Raw genomic sequence first — 23,415 nt, forward strand, 5'->3', positions numbered from 1 at the left:
TCCTAGGCGTAGTGGCTTTGAGTCTTTCGTGTGTGCTTTCTTGACGTGACATCCGAGGCGAGACGCTTACGGGTCACATTCATTCTTGTTTAAAGCTGTCGATGAAGAACACGGAGCCCAATTTGCACGAGGCAGACACGCAACAATGGTGGGGATTCGGTGAAGCGTCCAAAAAGCCGGATCCTGATTTCCACATTGATATTGATCCGCAGTGGTCTTCTCTACAGCTCAGCAAAGCAGTGATCAAAGCAAACGGTCTTCGAATGGGTGTTTCGGCTTCCTTGTTGATTGTTTTTGGAATGGCCAACATGCTGCTTCCCTCTGCCATAGGACGGCTGGTAGATGAGGTTGCTGCACCAGCTTATTCGGGTGTTGATTTTGATCAGCTTCTCAAGCCGTTAATGCTTTAGCTTCTAGCGTTAGCGCTAATTTATTTAGCCATTAATGTGGGTTTTCGTTTTGGAAGTCGGATAAGTTGGCTTGGGGTTCAGCGCAGTCAGTTTGAGTTGTCCCAAACTGTTCTCAATAGAGTGCTCTCACCCAAAGGCTTCGATGGTCCTCGGCTGGCACCAGGGCAGTTATTGTCAGTGGCGACTGGTGATACTCAACGTGCTTGTCAGGTTTTATATATCACGGTGTACCCACCAGGGCAGATAGCGGCATTAGTCGTTGCTGTTGTCACCCTGTCATTAATCAATCTGTGGCTAGGAATCGGTGTGATGCTAGGTTTGCCGGTGTTGCTTTTCATCATGCACATGGCTGCTCGTCTACTGAGGAAGCGAAGTTTAGGTGAGCAACAAAGCCTGGCAGAAGCCACAGGAAATGCGGCAGATCTGGTCGCAGGGGCTCGTGTTCTCAACGGGCTTCATGCTGAAGACACAGCTTCTGGCATCTATCGAGGAGTTAGCCGCCGCGCTTTGCGCAAGACACTTTCAGCGAGGATGGCATATGCGGCGTTTAACGGAGTAACGACAACCGGCGCGCAGTTATTCGCAGTGTTCGTGACATTGGCAGCTACCATCTTGGCTTTCAACGGATTGATCTCAGCAGGTGAACTTATTACGGCGAGTGGTGTTGCAATCGTCATGATTGTTCCAGTAAATGAGCTGGTTGGCACTTTGGGGGCTGTGCGGGCGGTATCGCAGGCTTCATCACAAAGAGTCTTGGATTTGCTTAAAAGCGCACCGCATCCTGCCACGGCAGGGCAATTAGAAGTATTAGACGAAACTCCTACGCTGACAATCAAAAATGTTCATGTTGACGGCGTGAACATTGATGGTGAATTTTCCTTTGGTGAGTTTGTGGTTTTAGATCTACCTCAGCACGCCGGAACGCAGCTAGCAGAGGTGTTAAGTCTGCAGCGAATACCAGAACAAGGTGAGGTGACAATCGCAGATTTGCCACTGGGTAGCATCCATCCAGAGGTTCTTAGACGACATCTCTTAGTGGTGCCACATCGCCCCGGGATGTTTGCCGGCACAGTGCTGGATAATATCCGCCGTGCAGGTCCTGAAGTTTTTTCAGAAGAACAGGCTCAGCGTGCTTTGGAGATTGTTGCTTTGTCGGAGTCTGAACTGCTAGGAGGCAACTCCACTGAAATTTCTGATGGAGCCTGGGAGCTATCTGGTGGGCAACGTCAACGTATTGCACTAGCGCGAGGAATCGTAGCCAGTCCACCCATTTTGGTGTTGGTTGAACCCACAACGTCTGTAGACGCGGTTACTGAATCGCAGATCGCCACCAATCTCTACTCTCACCGAAAAGGATTTCTGACCGTGGTGATCACATCATCTCCTGTTTTTCATGCTGTTGCGGACCGTGTTATTGCATCTGAAAAGGTGAGCCGTTCATGAGTTCGAAAGCTTTGTTGCCGGTCGCAGACGCTAAGCAAGTGACAGCGTGTCTTTGGGCAATGTCGAAAGGTCGACGTTGGGCATGGGTTGGGGTATTTCTGCTTTTCCTCCTGGAATCGATGACTTCCTTGATTGTGCCTTTGGTCATTGGCCGCATCGTTGATGATTTAGTAGCTCAGCAAACAGGTGCTGCTTCAGGGACATTAACTTTAAAGATTGTCTTGCTTGTCATAGCTGCTGCCGGAGCGGGGCTTTGTACTTGGCTTGGTGGGGTGAGTTTGGCGTGGGTGGCGGAAACCCTCATTGCAGAATTACGCGAAGACTTTGTCGCAGCTGCGCTGAAGTTGCGCAGATCCACATTGGAAGGGGCGGGAGCGGGAGATGTGATTACCCGCGCTTCTGATGATATTTCAGAAGTATCGGATATTCTGCCGGAAGTGTTGCCAAAACTGTTTGTGTCAGTGTTTACGTTGATTTTGATTTCTGCGACGATGACAGTTTTGGACTGGCGATTCTTTTTAGCATTCTTAATTATTGTCCCTTTTTATGTCATTACTATTCGTTGGTATAGGCGCACAGCACCGCAGGTATATCGGCAGCAGCGCGCAGTCGAATCAGTACGCGGTCAGCATATTTTAGGAACTATTGAAAATTTAGACACGGTTGCTGCTCATCGTCTTGGAGACCAGCAGTTAAATCTCATTGCGGGTTCTTCATGGGATAAAGTGCGGTGGGCAATGCGTACCAGAATCGTGCAGAATCGCATGTTTGGACGGCTCAATTTTGCCCAAGCCGTAGGACTCATCACTGTATTAGTCGTTGGGGTGTGGTTGGCGTCGAAGGGGCAAGCAACCGCAGGAATGGTTACTTCTGCAGCGTTGTTGTTTCAACGAGTTATTCTTCCGATTCAGCAGATGATGATCGTGATGGATGAATTGCAAGCCGCAATATCATCACTGTCTCGCCTGGTTGGAGTCATTGAACACCGGGATGTAGAAGACAAAACAGAAAGCGCTCAGGGGCCGGGCAATGGATCTGTAGTGAACTTAGAGGGCGTGGGCTTTGGCTACTCACCTGAAGCCAACGTGTTAGAAGACGTTGATTTGGTGATTGACAAGGGAGAAAAGGTTGCGGTGGTAGGTGCCACTGGATCTGGGAAATCAACCTTGGCCTCTTTAATCGCTGGGATCTATCATCCCCATAAGGGGAGCATCGGTAGGGCAATACCAACGTCTGAGATTGCTTTCCTTTCGCAAGAAAGCCACGTGTTTATTGGTACCGTTCGCTCGAATCTCCTGTTGGCTGACCCGACGGCCACTGAGGAACAAGTGCTTAATGCCCTGCGGGTTGTTGGTGCTGATCAATGGGTAGCGGGCTTGCCGGATGGTTTAGACACTGAAGTAGGACATGGCCATATGCAGCTCGATCCGGCGCACGCCCAGCATTTGGCTTTGGCAAGAGTTGTGTTGTTGCAACCTCAATTAGCAATTTTGGATGAGGCCACTGCTGAGGCAGATAGTGCTGATGCGGAGTTGTTAGATCAAGCTTCACTTAACGCAATTGGCTCTGGTGCTGCGTTGATCATTGCTCATCGACTTTCTCAGGCATCTCGAGCTGATCGGATCATCATGATGAAACGTGGCAGGATCGTTGAAAATGGAACGCATGAAGAACTGCTTGGAAGCGGGGGAGAGTACGCCATCTTGTGGAACGCATGGACAGTGGGAAGTCGGAGGTAATTCCTTGTAACCGCATCGCACGCTAATAAGGTGGGTGGGGTGAACGATCATGTGAGAATCCCCGTGGTGCTTGAGCAATTACGTTTGGCCTGGGAGGGGCAGCCGGAGCTTTCCCTAGCAACGTTGTTTGGGATTTTGAGCAATCAGGGCATTGGGTGGGGCACAGATGATGAAACGCTGATGGAAGCACTGGCCCACATGCGCACCTTGCATCCCGCAGAAATTAGCGGCCCCATTTTTCAGATTGATGCACGCTACGTGGTGGAGACTGCTGATAATCACGTCACCGTTGACCCGTACCGGGTTGTCGTGCGACCGCAATCTACAGATGGTGACATTCGGCAACCAGGTATTTGGGGCTATAGCAAAGTGCAGTGCAGAGTGGGAACTGACTTGGTCGTGAGTGATCAAGAAGGCAGTGAACACCACCTGGGCTTGGTCAAGCGCATCACATTGGCCGATTCAGGCCCTCGGCCAGAGATCGAGGACCTCAGTGGGTTCCGGCGCGAGGGCATGGCTGAGCAAGTCTTTGCATTGCTTTTCGACGACGACACCCTCGTTTTACTCGACCACCGGATGACTCAGTTCCACAAGAACAGGCGCGCAGTTGATTATCATCGCATGCTGTGGGACCGCGTCATCCAGGCGCGTCCAGGTGAGTCATTGCAGGTGTCAACTCCCTCTGGGATTCATGAACTTGGAATTATCTCAAAAATTATTCCGGTGAATTGATCTCTTTAGAAAAATCGAAAACTGTCTTCCCCCAACCCACGGTGGAACGTTGCGGCTGAGGGATCCCGGCTGCGTTAAAGAGTGCTTCGTATTCTTCATTGGTGCGCAGCCCTCCTCCGGTGAGGGAGAAGTGTTCCAGGTCGTGTTCGTAGTCGTGGTCATGCGCGGTGGCGTGGTCAAGTACATCGGTGAACAGTATTACGCGTCCGCAGGCTGCTGCGTGGCGTAGTAAAGTGGCGGCATCTTCATCAGAGAGAGTCGATAGAGGATCTATAAGCAAAACAAGATCGACGTTTTCGTTAAGCTCATAGGACAGGGTCACATTAGGGTGCTTTTCTGCAATAACAGTGCCGAATACTTCGGGGGCTCTACCAATTACTGCCATGGAGGACACTTCTTCAAACACCGGAAGTGGTGCCAAAGCAGCCGCGTAATAACCTGCCAAACTTGATTCATCATCGAGGCGTGTGGCGCGAAGCTCATCACTTTCTTCATAGCCAGAAGGCTCGCCTGTTTGCACGGCTTCAAGCAATCCAAGAAGACCAGCTAGTTCCCTATGAGCATGTGAGCGAACCATGGACAAGGAGTCGGACACGCGGTCATCATCAAGCTCGCGGCCAAGGTCAGTCAGCTGATACCCACCCTCAACTTCTTCAACAATGTCGATGGAACGAAGATAGTGGAGTAATTTGCTCAATCCGATTCGGTTGGATCCTGTTGCAGCAACAAGATCACCAATAGTTCGTACATGACCTCCAAAAGCCTGGCCCAGACCAATGGTGGCAGCCACTCTTAATGCGAAGCCAGCGGTGAGGTCAGTGAGCTCGTGGAACTCTTCTCGGATATTTTTAGTAGCTGAAAGGTCTTGAATACCGTCGTGTTCTTCAGAGACCACCACTTCTTGACGCTTCCAATAGCCCGTGACCTCGATCTGCTCTTTGGATAGACCTTTTTCATTTTTAAGCCAACGGCGAATTGGTTTGAGTGTGTTTGCTTCTCCCGCAACCCACGCAAAGGCGGTGCCTTCCCACCATGGGGCGGAGAGGATGGCGTCGAAAAGCAATGTTGTTGTGCCGGCTTCGGCACCGTTATTTACCAGCCAGTGAACCTCTACTCCTTCGGGCGTGGGGAGATCGAGTTGTCGGTGTTCATCGTGGGCGACCTCGATAAATACTTGGCCACGAGCATTCTTAGGCCATTCTTCTAACCAACGCCCGATTGCTGGAAGCGCTGTTTCATCACCAGCTACCAACACCCAATCGGCGCCCTCGGGGTGAGTGGCAGAAGATTTAGGACCGGCGATTTGAATGGTTGCGCCGACTTGGACGGTACGCGCCCATGTGGTTGCAGGGCCTAGGCCGTGGACTACAAAGTCAACGTCTAATTCACCTTTCTCTGCATCCCATCGACGAACGGTGTACGTGCGCATTACCAAATGATCATTGCCACGCGGCCAATCAAGTACGCCATCTGCCTGCGTGGGGCCAATTGCTTCCTCTGCATCTGGGTGACGCAGCAAGATCTTAAACTCATCATCAAATCCGTCTGAGCGGAACTCAGCGACAGGAAATCCATTTGCAGCAGTGTGTGCCTTAAGTTGCTCACCACCGAGCGTGACCCTACGCATTCCTGGGGTGACATCGTCTGTGCGAAGTACCTGTAGGAAGCGTGTCGTGATGGGGAAAATGCTCAGAGGTCGGAGGTTGATGCTCATGGTTTCCTTAACGTGGATAAATCAGGTTGATGGACATAGGGAAAGCTGGACACATCCTAAGTAAGGAGTGCCTAAATAAGTGGCCTTTATGAGACATCTTTTATACAGATTCCGACAGATTCGGTTTAAGTGTCTTGAATTTGTATCACTTGGAGCTTCAATGGCGCTTCAGATGTCAGCCTCGGATCGGTGTGGACATACAGGCGTGCCAAGATTCCCAAATTTGAGAATCTTTGGCACGTGTGTTTGGTTTACGCTTCCCTGAGCCGGACTGGCATGACAAGAATTGTCAAAAATCAGAAATCTTGGCATGCCTGTCTGGTTTTTAGAATCAAGTCACACACTGGGGGTATAGCAGCGAACGCCAAAACCGACTTGAGGCGTTTATCGCTTGTTTAAGTCCTCGAGTATTTCGAATGAGTATTTGTATGGACGATGCCGTGAAAACCTCTTAGAAACGATTCTGGGGAGGTATGACCTTTGGGGGTGAGGGGCAAAATTCAAGCCGGACCAAACTAGGAGACCCAGAATCGTCAAAAACCGGGATGTTGGGTCTCTGTGTTTGGTACCTAGCGCGATAAACCAAACCAGGAGACCCAGGATCCCCCAAAACCCGGAAATTGGGTCTCTGTGTTTGGTCTGCCAGGGCTCCGCGAAGCAATCCGGTGTTTTAAGCCGTCATCGGGAATGGATTCTGGTTGCAGCCCTTTTGGATTCGGCTATAAAGGACAGTTTTGAGACACTTCCCCAATTAAAAAGCCTGCCACGAATAATTCGCAGCAGGCAGAGGTTAAATTTCTACGCGTTCAGGACGCAGCGGCACTACGGTGGGAGTTCCGGTTACTGGATCTGGTGCGATGATGCAGTCAAGACCGAAAGCTTCTTTTACTAGTTCGGTTGTAATCACATCTTGAGGGGCGCCGGTGGTGATGATTTGTCCTTGTTTCATCACAATGAGGTGGTCGGCGTAGCGGGCGGCTTGGTTGAGATCGTGAAGCACGGTGACCACTGTTTTGCCGGCTTCGTTGAATGCGCGCAGCAGTTCAAGAAGTTCGTATTGGTGGGCGATGTCGAGGAAGGTGGTGGGTTCGTCGAGAAGCATGATCGGTGTTTGCTGGGCGAGCAACATGGCCACCCACACTCGTTGGCGCTGACCACCGGAGAGCTCATCGACGAGGCGAGCTGCAAGTTCGGTGAGGTTTGTGGAGGCAAGTGCTTTGGCCACTGCATCTTCATCGGAGGCGCGCCATTGTTGGATCAAGCCTTGGTAGGGAGCGCGGCCGCGGGAGATGAGATCATAAACCCGAATGCCTTCTGGTGCGATGGAGGTCTGTGGCAGCAGGCCTAGTTCTCGGGCGATCTCCTTGGGTTTGAAGGAATCGAGCTGCCGGCCGTCGAGAAGCACTTTGCCGTGTTGCGGATTGAGCACGCGGGAGAAACCGCGAAGCAGGGTGGATTTGCCGCATCCGTTGGGGCCGATGATGGCGGTGAAGGTGTTGTCGGGGATGGTGACGTTGAGCTTTTCGGCGATGACGCGGTTGTCATAAGCCATGGTGACGTCTTCCATGGTTAAGCGATTATTCATGGAGTATTCCTTTGAGAAAACTTATCGGATGGTGCCGGTTCGGTATTGGCGGCGGGTTTCGCGGAGTAGAAGCCAGATCATGTAGCAACCACCGATGGAAACGGTAAGCAAACCAACAGGGATGCTGCGGTAGAAAGAGCTGATGATAAGCGATAGCAGGTGCGCGCAACTCAAAAGAGCAGCACCCATGGCGGCAGCAGCGACGAGGCTGACTCCGGCGGTGCGGGTCAGGCGACGTGCCAACTGTGGTGCAACCAATGCGATGAATGAAATAGGTCCTGCAGCAGCGGTGACCAATGCGGAAGTAGCAACACCCACCACGATCAGTGCTAAACGTGTGGAGTTGGTTCTAATTCCTAAGGTGGTGGCTACATCATCGCCCATTTCCATAAAACGCAAAGACCTAGCAAGTGCGATGGCAGCAACGATGATGATCACTGCGATGATCAGTGAAGGAATAAGCGATTGCCAGGTCACTCGGTTGATGGAACCAGCGCTCCAGAAACCAACAACCATGGCATCTTCCACATTTGCGCGAGTGATCAAATAAGCGTTGATCGAGCTCAGCATGGCTGAAACACCAATACCGACAATGATCAATCGGAAACCTTGAACACCTTTACGCCACGCCAAAATGTAGACAGCGAAAGCCGTGAGGATACCTCCGACGATGGCAGCAAACGCGATGCCCCAATAATGCGAATTTCCAGCCACCAAAATAATTAAAACCACCGCGGTGTAAGAACCGGCATCAAAACCAATAACATCGGGTGAGCCCAACGGGTTGCGGGTAATCGACTGGAAAATTGCGCCACCAATGCCCAAGAGGGCACCAAAAACTACAGCTGCAATAGCAACTGGCAAACGCCATTCCCTGACCACTAGGAGTTGGAATTTCTCACCGGTACCCGCCAAAGCGTTGATGACCTGTCCCAACGACAATGGGTAATCTCCCATGGTGATAGCCCAGGTGGCACTGCATAATGCGACGGTAAAAAGGATCGCGCTTACAACAGCAAGACGGACGGGAAACCGGAAAGAAAACCGTGAGTTTTGCACCGTGACAGATTGGTAACCTGGGTCCAATTTGCCCGGGTCCAACTTGCCTGGGTCCAGTTTGCCTGGGTCCAACTTCGGGGATGCAGCATCGGGGGTGCCGCCAACAGCTACGTCCGCACCATTTTGAGATTTGATTTTAAAGACCACTGGCTTTCCTCCGTCGAACAAGCGCAATCAGCACAGGCGCACCGATGATGGCGGTAACAATTCCCACTTCAATTTCGCCAGGTCGTGCGATGATACGTCCCAAAATGTCAGCGCCAAGTACCAACACAGGGGCACACAGCGCACTGAATGTGATGATCCATCGTTGATCAGGGCCAACAACCCAGCGCACAACGTGAGGGACCATAAGTCCGACAAAGCCAATACCACCGGTCAGAGCAGTCGCACCACCGGCAAGTAACGTGACTGAAATAATGCCCAGCACGCGAGTACGCATCACTTTGGTACCCAGGGAAGCTGCGAGATCATCACCCAATGCAATCGAATTAAGCGCACCAGACAGCCCCAGCGCAATCGCCAGACCAACGGCAAGAAACGGCAAAACAGTCACGGTGTCGCTCAAGCTTGTGCGAGCTACAGAACCAAGGTTCCAATTGCGGATGCTTTCAAAAGTCTCAGGATCAATCAGCGTTAAAAAGCTTGTGATTCCACCAAGCACCGCCGCAAGCGCCACACCCGCGAGCACCAAAGCCACCGGATTCACGCTGCCGCTGGTGCTTGCACCAATGAAATAAACCAGCAACGTTGCCACAGCTGCACCGATAAAGGCGAACCAAATGTAGCCAGTAACGCTGCTGAGTCCGAAAATTCCCACACCAACGGTCACAGCAAAACCGGCACCCGCGTTCACGCCCAAAATGCCAGGATCCGCAAGCGGGTTACGAGTCAGCGCCTGAATCAACGCACCCGCCACACCGAACGCAGCGCCGGTCACAATGCCCACCACGGTGCGCGGAATTCGCATCGACCACACAATGATCGACGCTTCAGAATTATCGTGCGCAGTAAAACCCTGCCACACCGTGCTAAACGACAAAGGGTTCGCACCAACAGCGATGCTCAGCGCAATGAGAATACCAAGTGCCACCAAGAATCCAAGTATGCCCAGCGCGCGGCGCTGGCCAAGGTGTTTGCTTATCGACGTCCCCTGCTCCTTCTTTAACGTCACCGCCGTCATATTGTGTGTCTCCATAAGATCGCAGGAAAAAATGGATTATGAGACATCGAAAGTCCTTAAAGCTAGCCGATACTAAAATGCTTAGAACATCTTAGGTGAGCCTGCTCTAAATTAAAATGTTACGTCTCTCTCCCAAGACCGGAATGGGCGAATGTGAGCCAGGAGTTCGACCAGACCAAACACACGTGCCAAGAATCTCAATTTTTAAGAATCTTTGTCACGTGTGTTTGGTTTGGCTTCCTCGAAACCTCGAAACCGAATATACGTGCCAAACTTTCGGGTTTTTGGATTTCTTGGCACGCCTGACTGGTTCCTGTCGCGGTGGTTGAAATTCTGCACTGGAGCCTGAAAAAAGTGCCCTCCCAGAATCGCTTTTAAGGGCCTTTTACGGCATCGGTAATGTAAATACTCATTCTGGAAATTGAGGCGCTTAAACGGCGCGTAGGTAAAAGGTGATGAAAACCCCCGCGTTTCCCGTCATTGCTTATGGTCGACTTCCCTCGGCCTTGGGCTAATTTCCTAGTGAAGTCGCTACCATGAAATTGAACTGTAGCTCTTGTGCAGCATTGCTCTGGAGTGTGAACTAAGGATCCACCGGAAAAGTTGAGCGGAATCTGGCTCGATATTCGGACGGGGTGATGTGTAACCATTTACTGAAGGCACGTCGAAGGCTGTCTTCACTGCCAAATCCGGAAAGTCCTGCGGTGGTGCTTATTGATTCGCCGTTGAGGATCAATTGTTGTGCCGTGTTTAAGCGAAATTGTTCCAACCATTGTGCGGGGCTAAGTCCAAGTTCGGAACGGAAAATCCTGGTTAAGTGGCGTTGGCTTACGGAGACGTAATCGGCAAGACTGGCCGCGCTGTGTGGTGCTGCTGGGGAGCTAAAAACGTGGTCAATGGCTTTTTGGAGGCTGGGGTGGCTTACGGAAGGGGCTTCGGTGGTGGTGGCAAATTGTGATTGTCCGCCGGGGCGGTGCATATAAACCACCATGTCTCTGGCGGTGTTTCGGGCGATGTGTGCTCCTTGGTCTTCTTCGATCAAACTTAACGCCAGGTCAATGCCGGCGGTGATGCCTGCTGAGGTGACAAAGCGACCATCGTGAACGTGGAGGATGTCGGGGCGTACGCGGATCTGGGGATATCGCCGTGCCAGGTCTCGAGCATTTTTCCAGTGGGTGGTGGCTTCCTTTCCGTTTAATAATCCGAGCTCTGCGAGGATGAAAGCCCCGGTGCATACGGTGGCGACGCGGCGGGGTCCGTGTGTTAGGTGGTGGGCGGCGTCGAGAAGCGAAGTTTTTAAAGGTTTTAAGGGCAGCGTGTCGGAGCCTGTGATGATCAAGGTGTCCAGTGTTGATGGATCGATGGAATGGGCGGGGAGGGTGCCTGCGATGGTGATGCCGGATGCGGTGTGGACGGCACCGCCGGCGGGGGAGAGGTAGATCAGTTCGTAGCCTGTGGAGCGGGTGAATGCTTCGGCGGGGCCGGTGAAGTCGAGGGGTGAGACGCCGTCGTAGATGAGGAAGCCGATGGTGCGAATGTGCGATGTCTTGATCTGCGGGTTATCTGGCCGAATGGACATGGCTTCAGCCTACGTCATGTATCACACTGGATAGTGATGTAATTCATATTCGGGAAAGGGTTGGAAATGTCGGAAAGAGTGCAAAACCGTGAGCTTAAAGCAAAGATTATGTCGGCGGACGAGGCTGCTCAGTTTGTTAATCACGGCGCCACGGTAGGAATGTCAGGTTTTACCGGGGCGGCTTATCCCAAGGCTTTGCCTACGGCTATCGCCAATCGCGCAAAACAAGAGCATGATGCGGGCCGAGAATATGGCATCAGATTGCTTACCGGAGCATCCACGGCACCTGATTGTGATGGTGTGCTTGCCGAGGCTGATGCGTTGAGCTTCCGAATGCCTTATCAATCAGATCCCGTGATGCGCGGAAAAATCAACGATGGGCAGTTGAATTACCAAGACGTTCACCTTTCGCACTCTGGCCTGCAGGTGGAGCAAGGGTTTTTCGGCGCCATTGATGTTGCGATCGTTGAGGTCACCCGGATTACAGAAGAAGGCCATCTGATCCCTTCCTCGGGTGTGGGAAATAACGTTGAGTACCTTGAAGCGGCAAAGCAGATCATTCTTGAGGTTAATGAATGGCAATCGCTAAACCTCGAGGGCATGGCTGATATTTACCGGGTTCCATATCTGCCTAACCGCACGCCGATCCCGATTATTAATGTTGGTGATCGCGTGGGCACAACGTATATAGAAATTGATACAACCAAGGTTGTGGCGGTTGTAGAAACCGATGCACCTGATCGAAATAGCCCATTTAAACCTTTCGATGAAGTATCGGAGCAAATCGCAGGCAACTACCTGGACTTCTTGGAAGGGGAAGTTGCTGCTGGGCGACTGGCCTATGACCACTACATCATGCAATCTGGTGTCGGAAATGTGCCGAATGCTGTGATGGCGGGCCTGCTCGATTCAAAGTTTGAAAATATTCAGGCTTATACCGAAGTCGTGCAGGATGGAATGCTCGATTTGATCGATGCGGGGAAGATGGCGGTGGCATCTGCGACTTCCTTTGCGCTCTCGCCGGAATACGCGGAGAAAATGAACCGCGAGGCGGAAAAGTATCGGAAGTATCTGGTGCTACGACCACTGCAAATTTCCAACAGCCCGGAAGTGATTCGACGCATGGGGCTAATCTCCTCCAACGGCATGATCGAGGCAGATATTTATGGAAATATCAACTCCACGCATGTTGCTGGCACGCGCGTGATGAACGGCATCGGCGGTTCAGGCGATTTCACCCGAAATGCTTTTGCCTCCACGTTCATTTCTCCCTCAGCTGCCAAGGGTGGTGCGATTTCCGCGATTGTGCCTTTTGCTTCCCACATCGATCACACGGAACATGACGCGATGGTTGTCATTACTGAATACGGTTACGCTGACCTGCGCGGGCTCGCCCCTAAACAGCGCGTGCCTAAGATGATCGCCATTGCTCACCCGGATTATCGCCCACTGCTAGAGGAATACTTTGATCGTGCGCTAAACAATGCGGATTCCTTCCAACACACCCCGCATGATCTGACCACTGCTTTTGATTTCCACAATCGCTTAAACGCGGCTGGAACCATGCAAAAATAACGCTTTTCGACGAGCCTACCCACCTTCACCGCCGGCCTGGTTGCCGGCGGTGAAGGTGGGTGAGATATTTCACGGCAAGGCCGTGAAAATAAAAACGCAACTTTCTTACACAAGTGGGTTGTTTTTCCAAATTCTTTGTGGTTAACTACTTGGGTTGCCTTAACACGGCGTGATTTAAACACGCCAGTTGGTGGGGCAAACATGACACCTTCAATTGAGGTCGAGGTACGCGAAAGTGTTCTTCAACTTCAGGAGGTATCCACTGAAGCCGGGTAACTGGTGAAGGCGGAACCGGAGAAGGGGCATGGCAAATAAACAGCGGCAGTTACGTTAGGGCCTAGCTCACGCATTGTGGTCCCTTCCGATTTTCCTGACTTTATTGTTGGGTTCATCGTGGCGCGTTTTATTTGCACAGCGCCCGTGATCCAATGTCAGAAGCATTTGACAGGTCAGGTTAAACACTGGCGTTGCGCCCGAGCCCCTAGCCCGGACAACGTTATAGAGAAAGAATGAAGCGAATTCCCACCGCTTTTCCAAAATGGAAGATGTGGGACGAGCGAGGAAGAGGATAAGCGTGGCGGGACAAAAGATCCGCATTAGGCTCAAGGCCTACGACCACGAAGCGATTGATGCGTCTGCACGCAAGATCGTTGAGACGGTCACCCGTACGGGTGCCCGAGTCGTTGGACCGGTGCCTTTGCCTACCGAAAAGAACGTATACGCCGTTATTCGTTCTCCCCATAAGTACAAGGACTCTCGCGAGCACTTCGAGATGCGCACTCACAAGCGCCTGATCGACATCCTCGACCCGACGCCGAAGACTGTTGATGCCCTCATGCGCATCGACCTTCCGGCCAGCGTCGACGTGAACATTCAGTGATCGACGGAATTTTTGGCAGCGGAGAATAAATAATGAGTGAAAACGAGATCAAGGGCATTCTGGGCACCAAGCTCGGCATGACTCAGATCTTCGACGAGGAAAACCGCGTTATTCCGGTTACCGTCGTTGAAGCGGGTCCATGCGTAGTTTCCCAGATTCGCACCGTTGAGACCGATGGCTACAACGCCATCCAGATCGCCTACGGCGAAATCGACCCACGCAAGGTGAACCAGCCAACCGCTGGTCACTTCAAGAAAGCAGGCGTTACCCCCCGCCGCCACGTCACCGAGATTCGCATGGACGATGTCTCCGGTTACGAGGTTGGACAGGACGTTACCGTTGAAATCTTCAACGACATCAAGTTCGTTGACGTCACCGGTACCACCAAGGGTAAGGGCTACGCCGGCGCTATGAAGCGCCATGGCTTCGCTGGCCAGGGTGCCGGCCACGGTAACCAGGCTGCACACCGCCGCGTAGGTGGCATTGGTGCAGCTGCTACCCCAGGTCGCATCTTCAAGGGCAAGCGTATGGCTGGCCGCATGGGTAATGACCGCGTCACCACCCAGAACCTCAAGGTTCAGAAGATTGACGCTGATGCCAACATCATCCTTATCAAGGGCGCAATCCCTGGTAACCGTGGTGGCATCGTTACCGTTAAGACCGCAGTGAAGGGCGGTGCACACGCATGACGAATCTGAAGCTGGATGTTCAGACCGCTGATGGAAACACCAACGGATCTGTAGACCTCCCTGCAGAGATTTTTGACCGTGAGGTCTCCGTCGCACTGCTGCACCAGGTTGTCAACGCACAGCTTGCAGCAGCTCGACAGGGCACCCACTCCACCAAGACCCGTGGCGAAGTACGTGGCGGTGGCCGTAAGCCATTCCGTCAGAAGGGAACCGGTCGCGCTCGTCAGGGCTCGATCCGCGCACCTCACTTCACCGGTGGTGGCATCTCCCACGGCCCTAAGCCACGCGACTACTCTCAGCGCACCCCTAAGAAGATGATCAAGGCTGCACTTTACGGTGCACTGTCTGATCGTGCACGCAATGCACGTATCCACGTCATCTCCGAATTGGTGCCTGGCCAGACCCCTTCGACCAAGTCTGCAAAGGCTTTCATCGAGCGTCTGACCGAGCGTAAGTCCGTGCTGCTCGTAGTGAGCCGCGAGGATATCAACGCCCAGAAGAGTGCCAACAACCTGCCTGGCGTCCACATCTTGGCCGCTGATCAGCTGAACACCTACGACGTTCTCAAGTCTGATGACGTTGTGTTCTCCGTTGAGGCTCTCCACACCTTCATCAACCGCGCTTCCGGTGCGGCACAGGAGGAGCAGAACTAATGGCTACTATCGCCAACCCACGCGACATCATCATCGCACCGGTCGTTTCTGAGAAGTCCTACGGCCTGATGGAGCAGAACGTTTACACGTTCTTCGTCTCCACCGACGCCAACAAGACTCAGATCAAGATTGCCATCGAAGAGATCTTCGGCGTCAAGGTTGCATCTGTGAACACCGTTAACCGTGCAGGTAAGCGCAAGCGCTCCCGCACCGGCTTCGGTACTCGCAAGGCTACCAAGCGCGCTTATGTGACTCTTCGCGAAGGCAGCGACTCCATCGACATCTTCAACGGCTCCGTCGCTTAAGACGTCGATAGAAAAGGACACATTATGGCTATTCGTAAGTACAAGCCGACAACCCCGGGTCGCCGCGCAAGCTCCGTTTCCATGTTCTCGGAGATCACCCGTTCGACCCCTGAGAAGTCACTTCTTCGCCCACTGAGCAAGACCGGCGGACGTAACTCTCACGGCCACATCACCACCCGTCACCGCGGTGGTGGACACAAGCGCCGCTACCGCGTCATCGACTTCCGTCGTAATGACAAGGATGGCATCTTGGCAAAGGTCGCTCACATCGAGTACGACCCAAACCGCACCGCTAACATTGCACTGCTTCACTACTTCGATGGCGAGAAGCGTTACATCCTCGCACCGAAGGGCCTGACCCAGGGCACCGTTATCGAGTCCGGCGCTGCAGCCGACATCAAGGTTGGTAACAACCTGCCACTGCGCAACATCCCAACTGGTACCACCATCCACAACGTGGAGTTGAAGCCAGGCGCAGGTGCAAAGCTGGCACGTTCCGCTGGCGCATCCATCCAGCTTCTTGGTAAGGAAGGCTCCTACGCAGTTCTGCGTATGCCATCCTCCGAGATCCGCCGCGTCGACATCCGCTGCCGCGCGACTGTTGGTGAGGTCGGCAACGCCGATCAGATCAACATTCGTTGGGGTAAAGCTGGTCGTATGCGTTGGAAGGGCTGGCGCCCAACCGTCCGTGGTGTCGTAATGAACCCGGTCGACCACCCACACGGTGGTGGTGAAGGCAAGACTTCTGGTGGTCGCCACCCAGTCTCCCCATGGGGACAGAAGGAAGGCCGCACCCGCAAGCCTAAGCGTTACAGCGATGACATGATTGTTCGTCGCCGTCGTGCTAACAAGAACAAGAAGCGCTAAGAGGAGGTAACGAAGAATGCCACGCAGCCTTAAGAAGGGCCCGTTCGTCGATGAGCACCTCCTCAACAAGGTAGACGCTCAAAACGAAAAGGGTACCAAGCAGGTCATCAAGACCTGGTCCCGCCGTTCCACCATTCTCCCCGATTTCATCGGTCACACCTTTGCTGTCCACGATGGACGCAAGCACGTGCCAGTTTTCGTGGATGATGCCATGGTTGGCCACAAGCTGGGCGAATTCGCCCCTACCAAGACCTTCAAGGGTCACGTCAAGGACGACAAGAAGGGACGTCGATAAGCGATGAGTGACAACATCACCTCCGCACGCGCGACCGCTCGTTTCGTCCGCGTCAGCCCAATGAAGGCTCGTCGCGTCATTGACCTCGTTCGCGGCAAGACCGTCGTCGAGGCACTGTCTATCCTGAAGTACGCGCCACAGGCAGCATCTGAGCCTGTAGCAAAGGTTGTTGCATCTGCAGCAGCTAACGCTGAGAACAACTTCGGCCTGGACCCACGCACCCTGGTTATCTCCGAGGCATACGCCAACGAAGGTCCAACCATGAAGCGTTTCCAGCCACGTGCTCAGGGACGTGCTTTCCAGATCCGTAAGCGCAGCAGCCACATCACCGTGGTCGTTGAGAGCCAGAAGGAAGGAGCCAACTAGTGGGCCAGAAGATCCATCCACACGGCCTCCGATTGGGCATCACTTCCGACTGGAAGTCCCATTGGTACGCCGACAAGTCTTACGCTGACTACGTCGCAGAAGACATCAAGATTCGCGAATTCCTGTCCAAGGGCCTCGACCGCGCCGGCATCGCCGATGTAGTTGTTGAGCGCACCCGCGACCGTGTTCGCGTTGACATCCACACCGCTCGCCCAGGCATCGTCATTGGTCGTCGTGGCGCTGAGGCTGACCGCATCCGCCGTGAGCTCGAGAAGCTCACCGGCAAGCAGGTTGCCCTCAACATCCTCGAGGTCAAGAACGTCGATGCTAACGCTCAGCTGGTGGCACAGTCCATCGCAGAGCAGCTGACCAACCGCGTGGCATTCCGTCGCGCAATGCGCAAGGCTATCCAGTCTGCAATGCGTCAGCCACAGGTTAAGGGCATCAAGGTCGTGTGCTCCGGTCGTCTTGGCGGTGCCGAGATGTCCCGCACCGAGCGCTACCACGAGGGTCGCGTTCCACTGCACACCCTTCGCGCAGAAATCGATTACGGAACCTACGAGGCTCACACCACCTTCGGCCGCATTGGCGTCAAGGTGTGGATCTACAAGGGTGACGTCGTTGGTGGACGTCGCGAGAGCGAGATCAATGCACCCGCAGAGCGTCGCGGCCGCGGCGACCGCAACGCACGTCCGCGTCGTGGTGGCCAGCGTCGTCAGCGTGCTGAGCAGAAGCAGGAGGGCTAAACATGCTTATCCCTAAGCGCGTTAAGTACCGTCGCCAGCACCGCCCAACCCGTAGCGGTATCTCCAAGGGCGGCAACCGCGTCACTTTCGGTGAGTACGGCATCCAGGCTCTTGAGCCTGCCTACATCACCAACCGTCAGATTGAATCTGCACGTATTGCAATCAACCGCCACGTCAAGCGTGGTGGCAAGGTTTGGATCAACATCTTCCCAGACCGCCCACTGACCCAGAAGCCACTCGGTGTTCGTATGGGTTCCGGTAAGGGCCCTGTGGAGAAGTGGGTTGCAAACATCAAGCCGGGCCGTATCCTCTTCGAGATGAGCTACCCGGACGAAGCAACTGCTCTCGAGGCTCTGCGCCGCGCTGGCCAGAAGCTTCCATGCAAGGTCCGTATCGTCAAGAGGGAGGATCAGCTCTAATGGCTATCGGTACCCCAGCACACGAGTTCCGTGAGCTCAACGAGGAAGAACTGGTTACCCGCCTCAACGAGGCTAAGGAAGAACTGTTCAACCTTCGCTTCCAGCTTGCCACCGGCCAGCTGACCAACAACCGCCGCCTGCGCACCGTCAAGCGCGACATCGCCCGCATCTACACCGTTATTCGCGAGCGTGAGCTGGGCTTGTCTGTGGTTCCGGGAGCTGAGGCTTAATCATGAGTGAGGCAAACGTGAACAACCAGGAAAAGAGCACCCGCAAGGTTCGCACCGGCTACGTGGTTTCTGACAAGATGCAGAAGACCATCGTTGTCGAGGTCGAAGACCGCAAGCAGCACGCTCTCTACGGCAAGATCCTTCGTTCTTCTAAGAAGGTCAAGGCCCACGATGAGGAGCAGATCGCCGGAATCGGTGACTTGGTTCGCATCGAGGAGACCCGCCCATTGTCCAAGGACAAGAACTACCGTCTGATCGAGATCGTCGAAAAGGCTAAGTAGTCTGGGCGTCATCATAAAAGATGACATATAAAACACCCCTGGCGAGAATTCCATTGTGGAATTTCTGCCAGGGGTGTTTTTGTCTAGCTGTTAAAACCCAAACACAGCAAAGCCAATAAGCAACGAAATTGCTGGGGAAAGTAGCGCAAGAATTGCAGCAGCGAAAAGCCACCAGTTCCGAGCTTTTACTGCGACGAAAAGTGCATAACCGATCAGTGGAGCAGCGATAAGAGGATAGACCCATTCTCTGGCGGAGTAGAGAGAAATAGGTACCAGCCACAGTAAAAACCCGGCTAGTGCAACAAGGACAACGGCAATCCACGCAAATTTTGAATGAGAGCTTTTGATCGTCTCGGTAGAAGTCATAAGGGCACCTGACTGCTTGTGTATAAAGCGATTGGGGAGAGTGCTTTCTTTACGCCATCAGGCTAACACAGAATAAATAGATTTCCATTGATTAATAATTTTAGGCAGTGCTAGAAGAGAAACAGGCGCATGTGCGTATCGACGCCATCGGGTAGATCTCCACGACCGGAGAGTATCCCGTTGTCGACAAAGAATGTGAAGGTGTAAAACTCCGTGACACCTTCAGCTGTTGCACCACCTGCATGTCCGTACACGACCTCTATTTCAGAATCTGAGACCCTGGTTACTGATTCCACCGTCTTCATTTCGAATGGTGCAGGGGATGCAACCGTTTGGCCATTGATGAATAAAACGACCACATCGGCGATTGATGCACCGGTTCCTGCGGATCGTTCAGCATCACCATTGGATCCGTTGAGGACGACGTAGCTTAGTTCTGTACATGAGTCATATCCGTTTTCCCCAACTTGGAAGTGATAAAACCAGTCAGGAACTTGAACGACAGAATCTGGTGTTTCGGCAAGCTCACCAAGCGGGGTTCTAGATTGTGCAAGAAAAGGGCCGAAATCAGAAGTGCGCGGATCGAGATTGCACTGCACCGGATTTATAGGAGTATGGGTCGTTTGGCTCTGAGTGCTTGGAGCCGGGGCTGCGGTAACTGTGGATGTGACAGTGGCAGGCGCAGCGGCAGTGGTGGAATCGGAGATGGACATGGATGTATCTGTAGAGCGCTCTTCAACTGCAACACATCCGACTAGCCCAGCCGTGAGAAGTGCAGCACCACTTCCTAGAGTAAATACCCGGGCAAAAGACATGATAAGTTCCTCCTAAACTAGGCGACCATCTGTGTTTAAATGAACCGAATTGGGCGACTAGTGGGTGTATCGGAAATTAGACCCAATTTGTTGCTTAGCGCCGAGTCGACGGATTTGAAATCAGTGCCATGGATGTGGTTAGATATACGGGTTGTCTGTGTAGGTCGGACTCGTGATGCTTTTCCGAATCATGTTTCCGAGACCCCTCGACGAAAGCCTTGTAGCTTTTGTTCGTTGCCCACTTTTGTGGAGTGCGTAGACATCTGTAGGACAAAGACCACGCGTGTTTGGGACGGAAATCCAGCATGCATTAATCCAGGTCAGGAGACCAGTAGTGATTCAGCAGGAATCGCGTCTGAAGATCGCCGACAACACTGGTGCACGTGAAATCCTGTGCATCCGCGTTCTCGGTGGATCCACCCGACGTTTTGCTGGCATTGGTGACGTCATCGTCGCCACTGTCAAGGAAGCAACCCCAGGCGGCAACGTGAAGGCTGGCGAGATCGTCAAGGCCGTCATCGTTCGCACCAAGAAGGAAACCCGTCGTGCAGACGGTTCTTACATCTCCTTTGATGAGAACGCTGCCGTCATCATCAAGAACGACAACGAGCCACGCGGTACCCGTATCTTCGGACCAGTTGCTCGTGAGCTTCGTGAGAAGAAGTTCATGAAGATCGTTTCTCTCGCACCGGAGGTGATTTAAGAATGAAGGTCCACAAGGGCGATATGGTTCTGGTCATCTCAGGTCCAGATAAAGGTGCTAAGGGACAGGTCATCGCGGCTTTCCCTCAGACCGACAAGGTTCTCGTCGAAGGCGTTAACCGCATCAAGAAGCACGTAGCTAACTCCGCACCAGAGCGTGGCGCAGAGTCCGGCGGAATCGTGACCCAGGAAGCTCCGATCCACGTCTCCAACGTCATGGTCATCGACTCCGACGGAAACCCAACTCGCGTTGGCTACCGTTTCGATGAAAACGGCAAGAAGGTTCGCGTTTCTCGTCGCAATGGGAAGGACATCTAATGACTGAGAATTACACCCCTCGTCTGAAGTCCCGCTACCAGGACGAAATCCGCACCAAGCTGCAGGACGAGTTCGGCTTCGAGAACGTTATGCAGATCCCTGGCGTCACCAAGATTGTCGTCAACATGGGTGTCGGCGACGCAGCTCGTGACTCCAAGCTCATCAACGGTGCTATCGAGGACCTCACCGCAATCACCGGTCAGAAGCCACAGCTTCGCCGTGCGAAGAAGTCCATCGCTAACTTCAAGCTCCGTGAAGGCATGCCAATCGGCGCAAAGGTTACCCTGCGCGGCGACCGCATGTGGGAGTTCCTGGATCGTCTGCTGACCGTGGCTCTGCCACGTATCCGCGACTTCCGTGGACTTTCCGACCAGCAGTTCGACGGCCACGGTAACTACACCTTCGGCCTCACCGAGCAGACCATGTTCTACGAAATCGACGTCGACAAGATCGACCGTCCTCGTGGTATGGACATCACCGTTGTCACCACCGCTGTGACAGATGATGAAGGTCGTTCACTGCTTAAGGCACTCGGCTTCCCATTCAAGGGTGAAGACGGCAACCGCCAGCAGTAATTTGTACAGTTAAAAGCACTTACCTTAACCGGTAGGTGCTTTTTTCATGTCTATGCAATGGGGGTACCCCCTAATTTAAATAAAGGAACTTCCATGAACGTGCAACGCAAACTGCTGGCAATAGTAGGGGTTTTCATGATTGGGATACTAACGCTGGGAACATCAACAGCACAGGCCCAAAGCAGCGGCATCAGCGCATCACAAAAAACTGAAGTTCTTCGGGGATTAACCTCATCTGCTGGTGTACCAGACGACACGGCACCAGAAGGTGGTGCAAAAGTCGTGGTTTTTGGAGATTCACACGCATCAGGAACCAACACTCCATTCAAGGTTGATGAACGTGGCTGCCTTAAAGGAAATCTATCCTGGCCTGATCAATTACAAGCACAACAAGGATTGCAGACAGGCGAGCTCATTGACCTTTCCTGCAATGGTGCCTCCATTAACTCGACGGGTTTCCATTTTTCCGATGAAGTTCGCCATGCAGAGAGCTTAGGTGCCATTGGCCCAAAGACCGAGAATATTTTCATCCAATTTGGCAAGAATGATCAGTGGGGACACTCACCAATCAATTTGCGCTATTCTGTGATCAACTGCCTTTTTGACATGATCAACGGATGTGGTGAGAAAGCTGTAGCAGCTGGAACCATGCAAGACCCATCTGCTGTCACCGGTGAAAACTATGCTCAGCGGATAAAGCCTGTTATCGACTACCTTAAGTATTACGCACCAAATGCGCAGATCACATTACTCGGATACCAGGAATACACCCCACGAAATGGAGGTGAGATCTGTGTTCGTGTGGGAAACATAGAACTGAAGAAGCCAGATGCCACCAACCTGGTGTCCTACATGAACAACCTTGAAACAGCTATTTATGATGCCTCTAAGATTCTTGAGGTACAGCACGCCAACCTTCGTGAAGCCACAGCAGGCCACAACAGCTGCTCTGCTGAGCCGTGGGTTAACGGAGTGTTGGACATGCGGGTAAACGCAGTTGGAGGCACCTGGCATCCATCTCCCAAAGGAGATGAAGTGACTGCGGCTCTCCTTGGAACCTTGATGTAACTATCTAGAACTCTTCATATACAGCTGGATCTTGATCTTTAATCCGACCGTTTTCTCTCGCCAAAGCGGTAATCGCCTGGACGTCTTCGTCGATAAGCGAAATCTTTACCGCCTCCAAGTTGCTGCGCTGCCTGGCCGGATTGGTGGAACGTGGAATCGGAACGATTCCCCTGGCATGATGCCAGGCAAGGGCGACTTCGCCCGCCCCGACCCCGTAGCGCTCGCCGATTTCCTTGAGCACAGGCTCTTCAACGAGTCCGCGGCCATTGCTGAGCGGGCTCCACGCTTCGGTGATGATGCCGAGCTCATCGTGGAAGGCGACCTGTTCCACCTGTGGGAAATATGGGTGCAGCTCAATCTGATTAACAGCAGGTAGCTCACCAGTCTCACGGCGCAGACGATCAATGTGATTCGGAAGGAAATTGCTGACTCCGATGTGCTTGACCAGGCCAGCATCGCGGACCTCAATCAGGGTCTCCCAGGCTTCTACATAAAGATCCTTGCTGGGGTTAGGCCAATGAATCAACAGAAGATCTATGTAATCCAAGTTGAGACGATACAGGCTCTCCTCAATGCGAACTCGCCCTAAATCACGAGCGTGGAAGCGACCGGGCAGTTTACTGGTAACAATGAGATCTTCGCGGGCAACCCCAGACTCGCGGATAGCCTTGCCCACAGTGCCTTCATTTTCATAGTTATACGCGGTGTCAATAAGGCGGTAACCAGCATCAATGGCAGACGTGATGGCCTCAACGCCAGGTGCGCCATCAAGATGAACAGTGCCAAAACCAATCGGCGGAAGTGTAAGAGTCATGCCCGCC

Annotated in this window: 28 protein-coding genes; 20 read left to right on the forward strand and 8 right to left on the reverse strand. The window is 53.0% G+C overall.

The window, feature by feature from the left end:
- Window positions 1-101 precede the first annotated feature (101 nt).
- From N24_RS03305 to N24_RS03320, 4 genes are read left to right on the forward strand one after another with little or no spacing between them, the layout of a single operon-like run.
- The gene (locus N24_RS03305; RefSeq protein ID WP_096454306.1) at window positions 102-410 is read left to right on the forward strand and encodes a hypothetical protein; all 309 of its coding nucleotides are present in this window, start codon (window positions 102-104) and stop codon (window positions 408-410) included.
- Between the two features lie 18 nt (window positions 411-428).
- On the forward strand, window positions 429-1,853 hold the full coding sequence (locus N24_RS03310) for an ATP-binding cassette domain-containing protein (protein WP_269457476.1): 1,425 nt from the start codon (window positions 429-431) through the stop codon (window positions 1,851-1,853).
- Window positions 1,850-3,592: an ABC transporter ATP-binding protein gene (locus N24_RS03315; RefSeq protein WP_096454311.1), complete on the forward strand. Its 1,743-nt coding sequence runs from the start codon at window positions 1,850-1,852 to the stop codon at window positions 3,590-3,592. Before N24_RS03310 ends, N24_RS03315 begins: the two co-directional genes overlap by 4 nt.
- Window positions 3,593-3,631: 39 nt before the next feature.
- Window positions 3,632-4,324: a hypothetical protein gene (locus N24_RS03320; RefSeq protein WP_096454313.1), complete on the forward strand. Its 693-nt coding sequence runs from the start codon at window positions 3,632-3,634 to the stop codon at window positions 4,322-4,324.
- Here N24_RS03320 and N24_RS03325 read toward each other — a convergent pair.
- The 5 genes from N24_RS03325 to N24_RS03345 form a co-directional block, all read right to left on the reverse strand.
- Window positions 4,308-6,038, reverse strand: a complete 1,731-nt coding sequence (locus tag N24_RS03325; RefSeq protein WP_096454315.1) for a siderophore-interacting protein — start codon at window positions 6,036-6,038, stop codon at window positions 4,308-4,310. The two genes, N24_RS03320 and N24_RS03325, sit on opposite strands and share 17 nt — an antisense overlap.
- 790 nt (window positions 6,039-6,828) lie before the next feature.
- Window positions 6,829-7,623 (reverse strand): ABC transporter ATP-binding protein, encoded by a 795-nt coding sequence (locus N24_RS03330; protein WP_096454317.1) that lies wholly within the window; start codon window positions 7,621-7,623, stop codon window positions 6,829-6,831.
- 21 nt (window positions 7,624-7,644) lie between these two features.
- A complete protein-coding gene (locus tag N24_RS03335) occupies window positions 7,645-8,829 on the reverse strand; it encodes a FecCD family ABC transporter permease (protein WP_408607585.1) in 1,185 nt (394 codons plus the stop codon).
- Window positions 8,819-9,865: an iron chelate uptake ABC transporter family permease subunit gene (locus N24_RS03340; protein ID WP_096454319.1), complete on the reverse strand. Its 1,047-nt coding sequence runs from the start codon at window positions 9,863-9,865 to the stop codon at window positions 8,819-8,821. The genes N24_RS03335 and N24_RS03340 overlap by 11 nt, the downstream gene beginning before the upstream one ends.
- A 583-nt stretch (window positions 9,866-10,448) precedes the next feature.
- Window positions 10,449-11,444 carry a GlxA family transcriptional regulator gene (locus N24_RS03345; RefSeq protein ID WP_096454321.1) on the reverse strand — a complete coding sequence of 332 codons (996 nt, stop codon included), beginning with the start codon at window positions 11,442-11,444 and terminating at the stop codon, window positions 10,449-10,451.
- A 66-nt stretch (window positions 11,445-11,510) separates the two neighbouring features.
- On the opposite strand from N24_RS03345, the gene N24_RS03350 reads away from it, so the two are divergent.
- From N24_RS03350 to rpsQ, 12 genes are all read left to right on the forward strand, one after another.
- Window positions 11,511-13,019, forward strand: coding sequence for an acetyl-CoA hydrolase/transferase family protein (locus tag N24_RS03350; RefSeq protein WP_096454323.1), 1,509 nt, complete (start codon window positions 11,511-11,513; stop codon window positions 13,017-13,019).
- Between the two features lie 574 nt (window positions 13,020-13,593).
- Window positions 13,594-13,899, forward strand: a complete 306-nt coding sequence (gene rpsJ / locus N24_RS03355) for a 30S ribosomal protein S10 (protein ID WP_003854291.1) — start codon at window positions 13,594-13,596, stop codon at window positions 13,897-13,899.
- A gap of 32 nt (window positions 13,900-13,931) precedes the next feature.
- Window positions 13,932-14,588, forward strand: a complete 657-nt coding sequence (gene rplC / locus N24_RS03360) for a 50S ribosomal protein L3 (RefSeq protein ID WP_096454325.1) — start codon at window positions 13,932-13,934, stop codon at window positions 14,586-14,588.
- On the forward strand, window positions 14,585-15,241 hold the full coding sequence (gene rplD, locus N24_RS03365; RefSeq protein ID WP_096454327.1) for a 50S ribosomal protein L4: 657 nt from the start codon (window positions 14,585-14,587) through the stop codon (window positions 15,239-15,241). The genes rplC and rplD overlap by 4 nt, the downstream gene beginning before the upstream one ends.
- Window positions 15,241-15,546, forward strand: coding sequence for a 50S ribosomal protein L23 (rplW, locus tag N24_RS03370; RefSeq protein ID WP_003854294.1), 306 nt, complete (start codon window positions 15,241-15,243; stop codon window positions 15,544-15,546). Before rplD ends, rplW begins: the two co-directional genes overlap by 1 nt.
- 24 nt (window positions 15,547-15,570) lie before the next feature.
- Window positions 15,571-16,413 carry a 50S ribosomal protein L2 gene (rplB, locus tag N24_RS03375; protein WP_096454329.1) on the forward strand — a complete coding sequence of 281 codons (843 nt, stop codon included), beginning with the start codon at window positions 15,571-15,573 and terminating at the stop codon, window positions 16,411-16,413.
- Window positions 16,414-16,429: 16 nt separating this feature from the next.
- On the forward strand, window positions 16,430-16,708 hold the full coding sequence (gene rpsS / locus N24_RS03380; RefSeq protein ID WP_003854296.1) for a 30S ribosomal protein S19: 279 nt from the start codon (window positions 16,430-16,432) through the stop codon (window positions 16,706-16,708).
- Between the two features lie 3 nt (window positions 16,709-16,711).
- Window positions 16,712-17,074 (forward strand): 50S ribosomal protein L22, encoded by a 363-nt coding sequence (gene rplV / locus N24_RS03385; protein ID WP_096454331.1) that lies wholly within the window; start codon window positions 16,712-16,714, stop codon window positions 17,072-17,074.
- Window positions 17,074-17,820: a 30S ribosomal protein S3 gene (gene rpsC / locus N24_RS03390; RefSeq protein WP_096454333.1), complete on the forward strand. Its 747-nt coding sequence runs from the start codon at window positions 17,074-17,076 to the stop codon at window positions 17,818-17,820. Before rplV ends, rpsC begins: the two co-directional genes overlap by 1 nt.
- A 2-nt stretch (window positions 17,821-17,822) precedes the next feature.
- The gene (rplP, locus tag N24_RS03395) at window positions 17,823-18,239 is read left to right on the forward strand and encodes a 50S ribosomal protein L16 (protein WP_003854302.1); all 417 of its coding nucleotides are present in this window, start codon (window positions 17,823-17,825) and stop codon (window positions 18,237-18,239) included.
- Entirely contained in the window at window positions 18,239-18,469 is a 231-nt protein-coding gene (gene rpmC, locus N24_RS03400; protein ID WP_003854304.1) for a 50S ribosomal protein L29, read from the forward strand. The genes rplP and rpmC overlap by 1 nt, the downstream gene beginning before the upstream one ends.
- 2 nt (window positions 18,470-18,471) lie before the next feature.
- The gene (gene rpsQ, locus N24_RS03405; RefSeq protein ID WP_096454335.1) at window positions 18,472-18,750 is read left to right on the forward strand and encodes a 30S ribosomal protein S17; all 279 of its coding nucleotides are present in this window, start codon (window positions 18,472-18,474) and stop codon (window positions 18,748-18,750) included.
- Window positions 18,751-18,840: 90 nt separating this feature from the next.
- Here rpsQ and N24_RS03410 read toward each other — a convergent pair whose 3' ends face one another.
- Complete coding sequence (locus N24_RS03410) at window positions 18,841-19,116, reverse strand: hypothetical protein (RefSeq protein ID WP_096454337.1); 276 nt, start codon at window positions 19,114-19,116, stop codon at window positions 18,841-18,843.
- A 110-nt stretch (window positions 19,117-19,226) separates the two neighbouring features.
- A complete protein-coding gene (locus N24_RS03415; protein ID WP_096454339.1) occupies window positions 19,227-19,931 on the reverse strand; it encodes an LppP/LprE family lipoprotein in 705 nt (234 codons plus the stop codon).
- Between the two features lie 334 nt (window positions 19,932-20,265).
- On the opposite strand from N24_RS03415, the gene rplN reads away from it, so the two are divergent.
- The 4 genes from rplN to N24_RS03435 all read left to right on the forward strand — a co-directional run bounded on the left by rplN (window position 20,266) and on the right by N24_RS03435 (window position 22,594).
- Window positions 20,266-20,634: a 50S ribosomal protein L14 gene (gene rplN / locus N24_RS03420; protein WP_096454341.1), complete on the forward strand. Its 369-nt coding sequence runs from the start codon at window positions 20,266-20,268 to the stop codon at window positions 20,632-20,634.
- Window positions 20,635-20,636: 2 nt separating this feature from the next.
- Complete coding sequence (gene rplX, locus N24_RS03425) at window positions 20,637-20,951, forward strand: 50S ribosomal protein L24 (RefSeq protein WP_096454343.1); 315 nt, start codon at window positions 20,637-20,639, stop codon at window positions 20,949-20,951.
- Window positions 20,951-21,526 (forward strand): 50S ribosomal protein L5, encoded by a 576-nt coding sequence (gene rplE, locus N24_RS03430; protein ID WP_096454345.1) that lies wholly within the window; start codon window positions 20,951-20,953, stop codon window positions 21,524-21,526. Before rplX ends, rplE begins: the two co-directional genes overlap by 1 nt.
- A gap of 93 nt (window positions 21,527-21,619) precedes the next feature.
- Window positions 21,620-22,594 (forward strand): SGNH/GDSL hydrolase family protein, encoded by a 975-nt coding sequence (locus N24_RS03435; protein ID WP_096454347.1) that lies wholly within the window; start codon window positions 21,620-21,622, stop codon window positions 22,592-22,594.
- Between the two features lie 4 nt (window positions 22,595-22,598).
- Here the strand turns inward: N24_RS03435 and N24_RS03440 are convergent, their stop codons facing one another.
- The gene (locus N24_RS03440; protein WP_096454349.1) at window positions 22,599-23,408 is read right to left on the reverse strand and encodes an aldo/keto reductase; all 810 of its coding nucleotides are present in this window, start codon (window positions 23,406-23,408) and stop codon (window positions 22,599-22,601) included.
- Between the last annotated feature and the right edge of the window lie 7 nt (window positions 23,409-23,415).

Origin of the sequence: Corynebacterium suranareeae, assembly GCF_002355155.1 — a bacterium.
GTDB lineage: Bacteria > Actinomycetota > Actinomycetes > Mycobacteriales > Mycobacteriaceae > Corynebacterium > Corynebacterium suranareeae.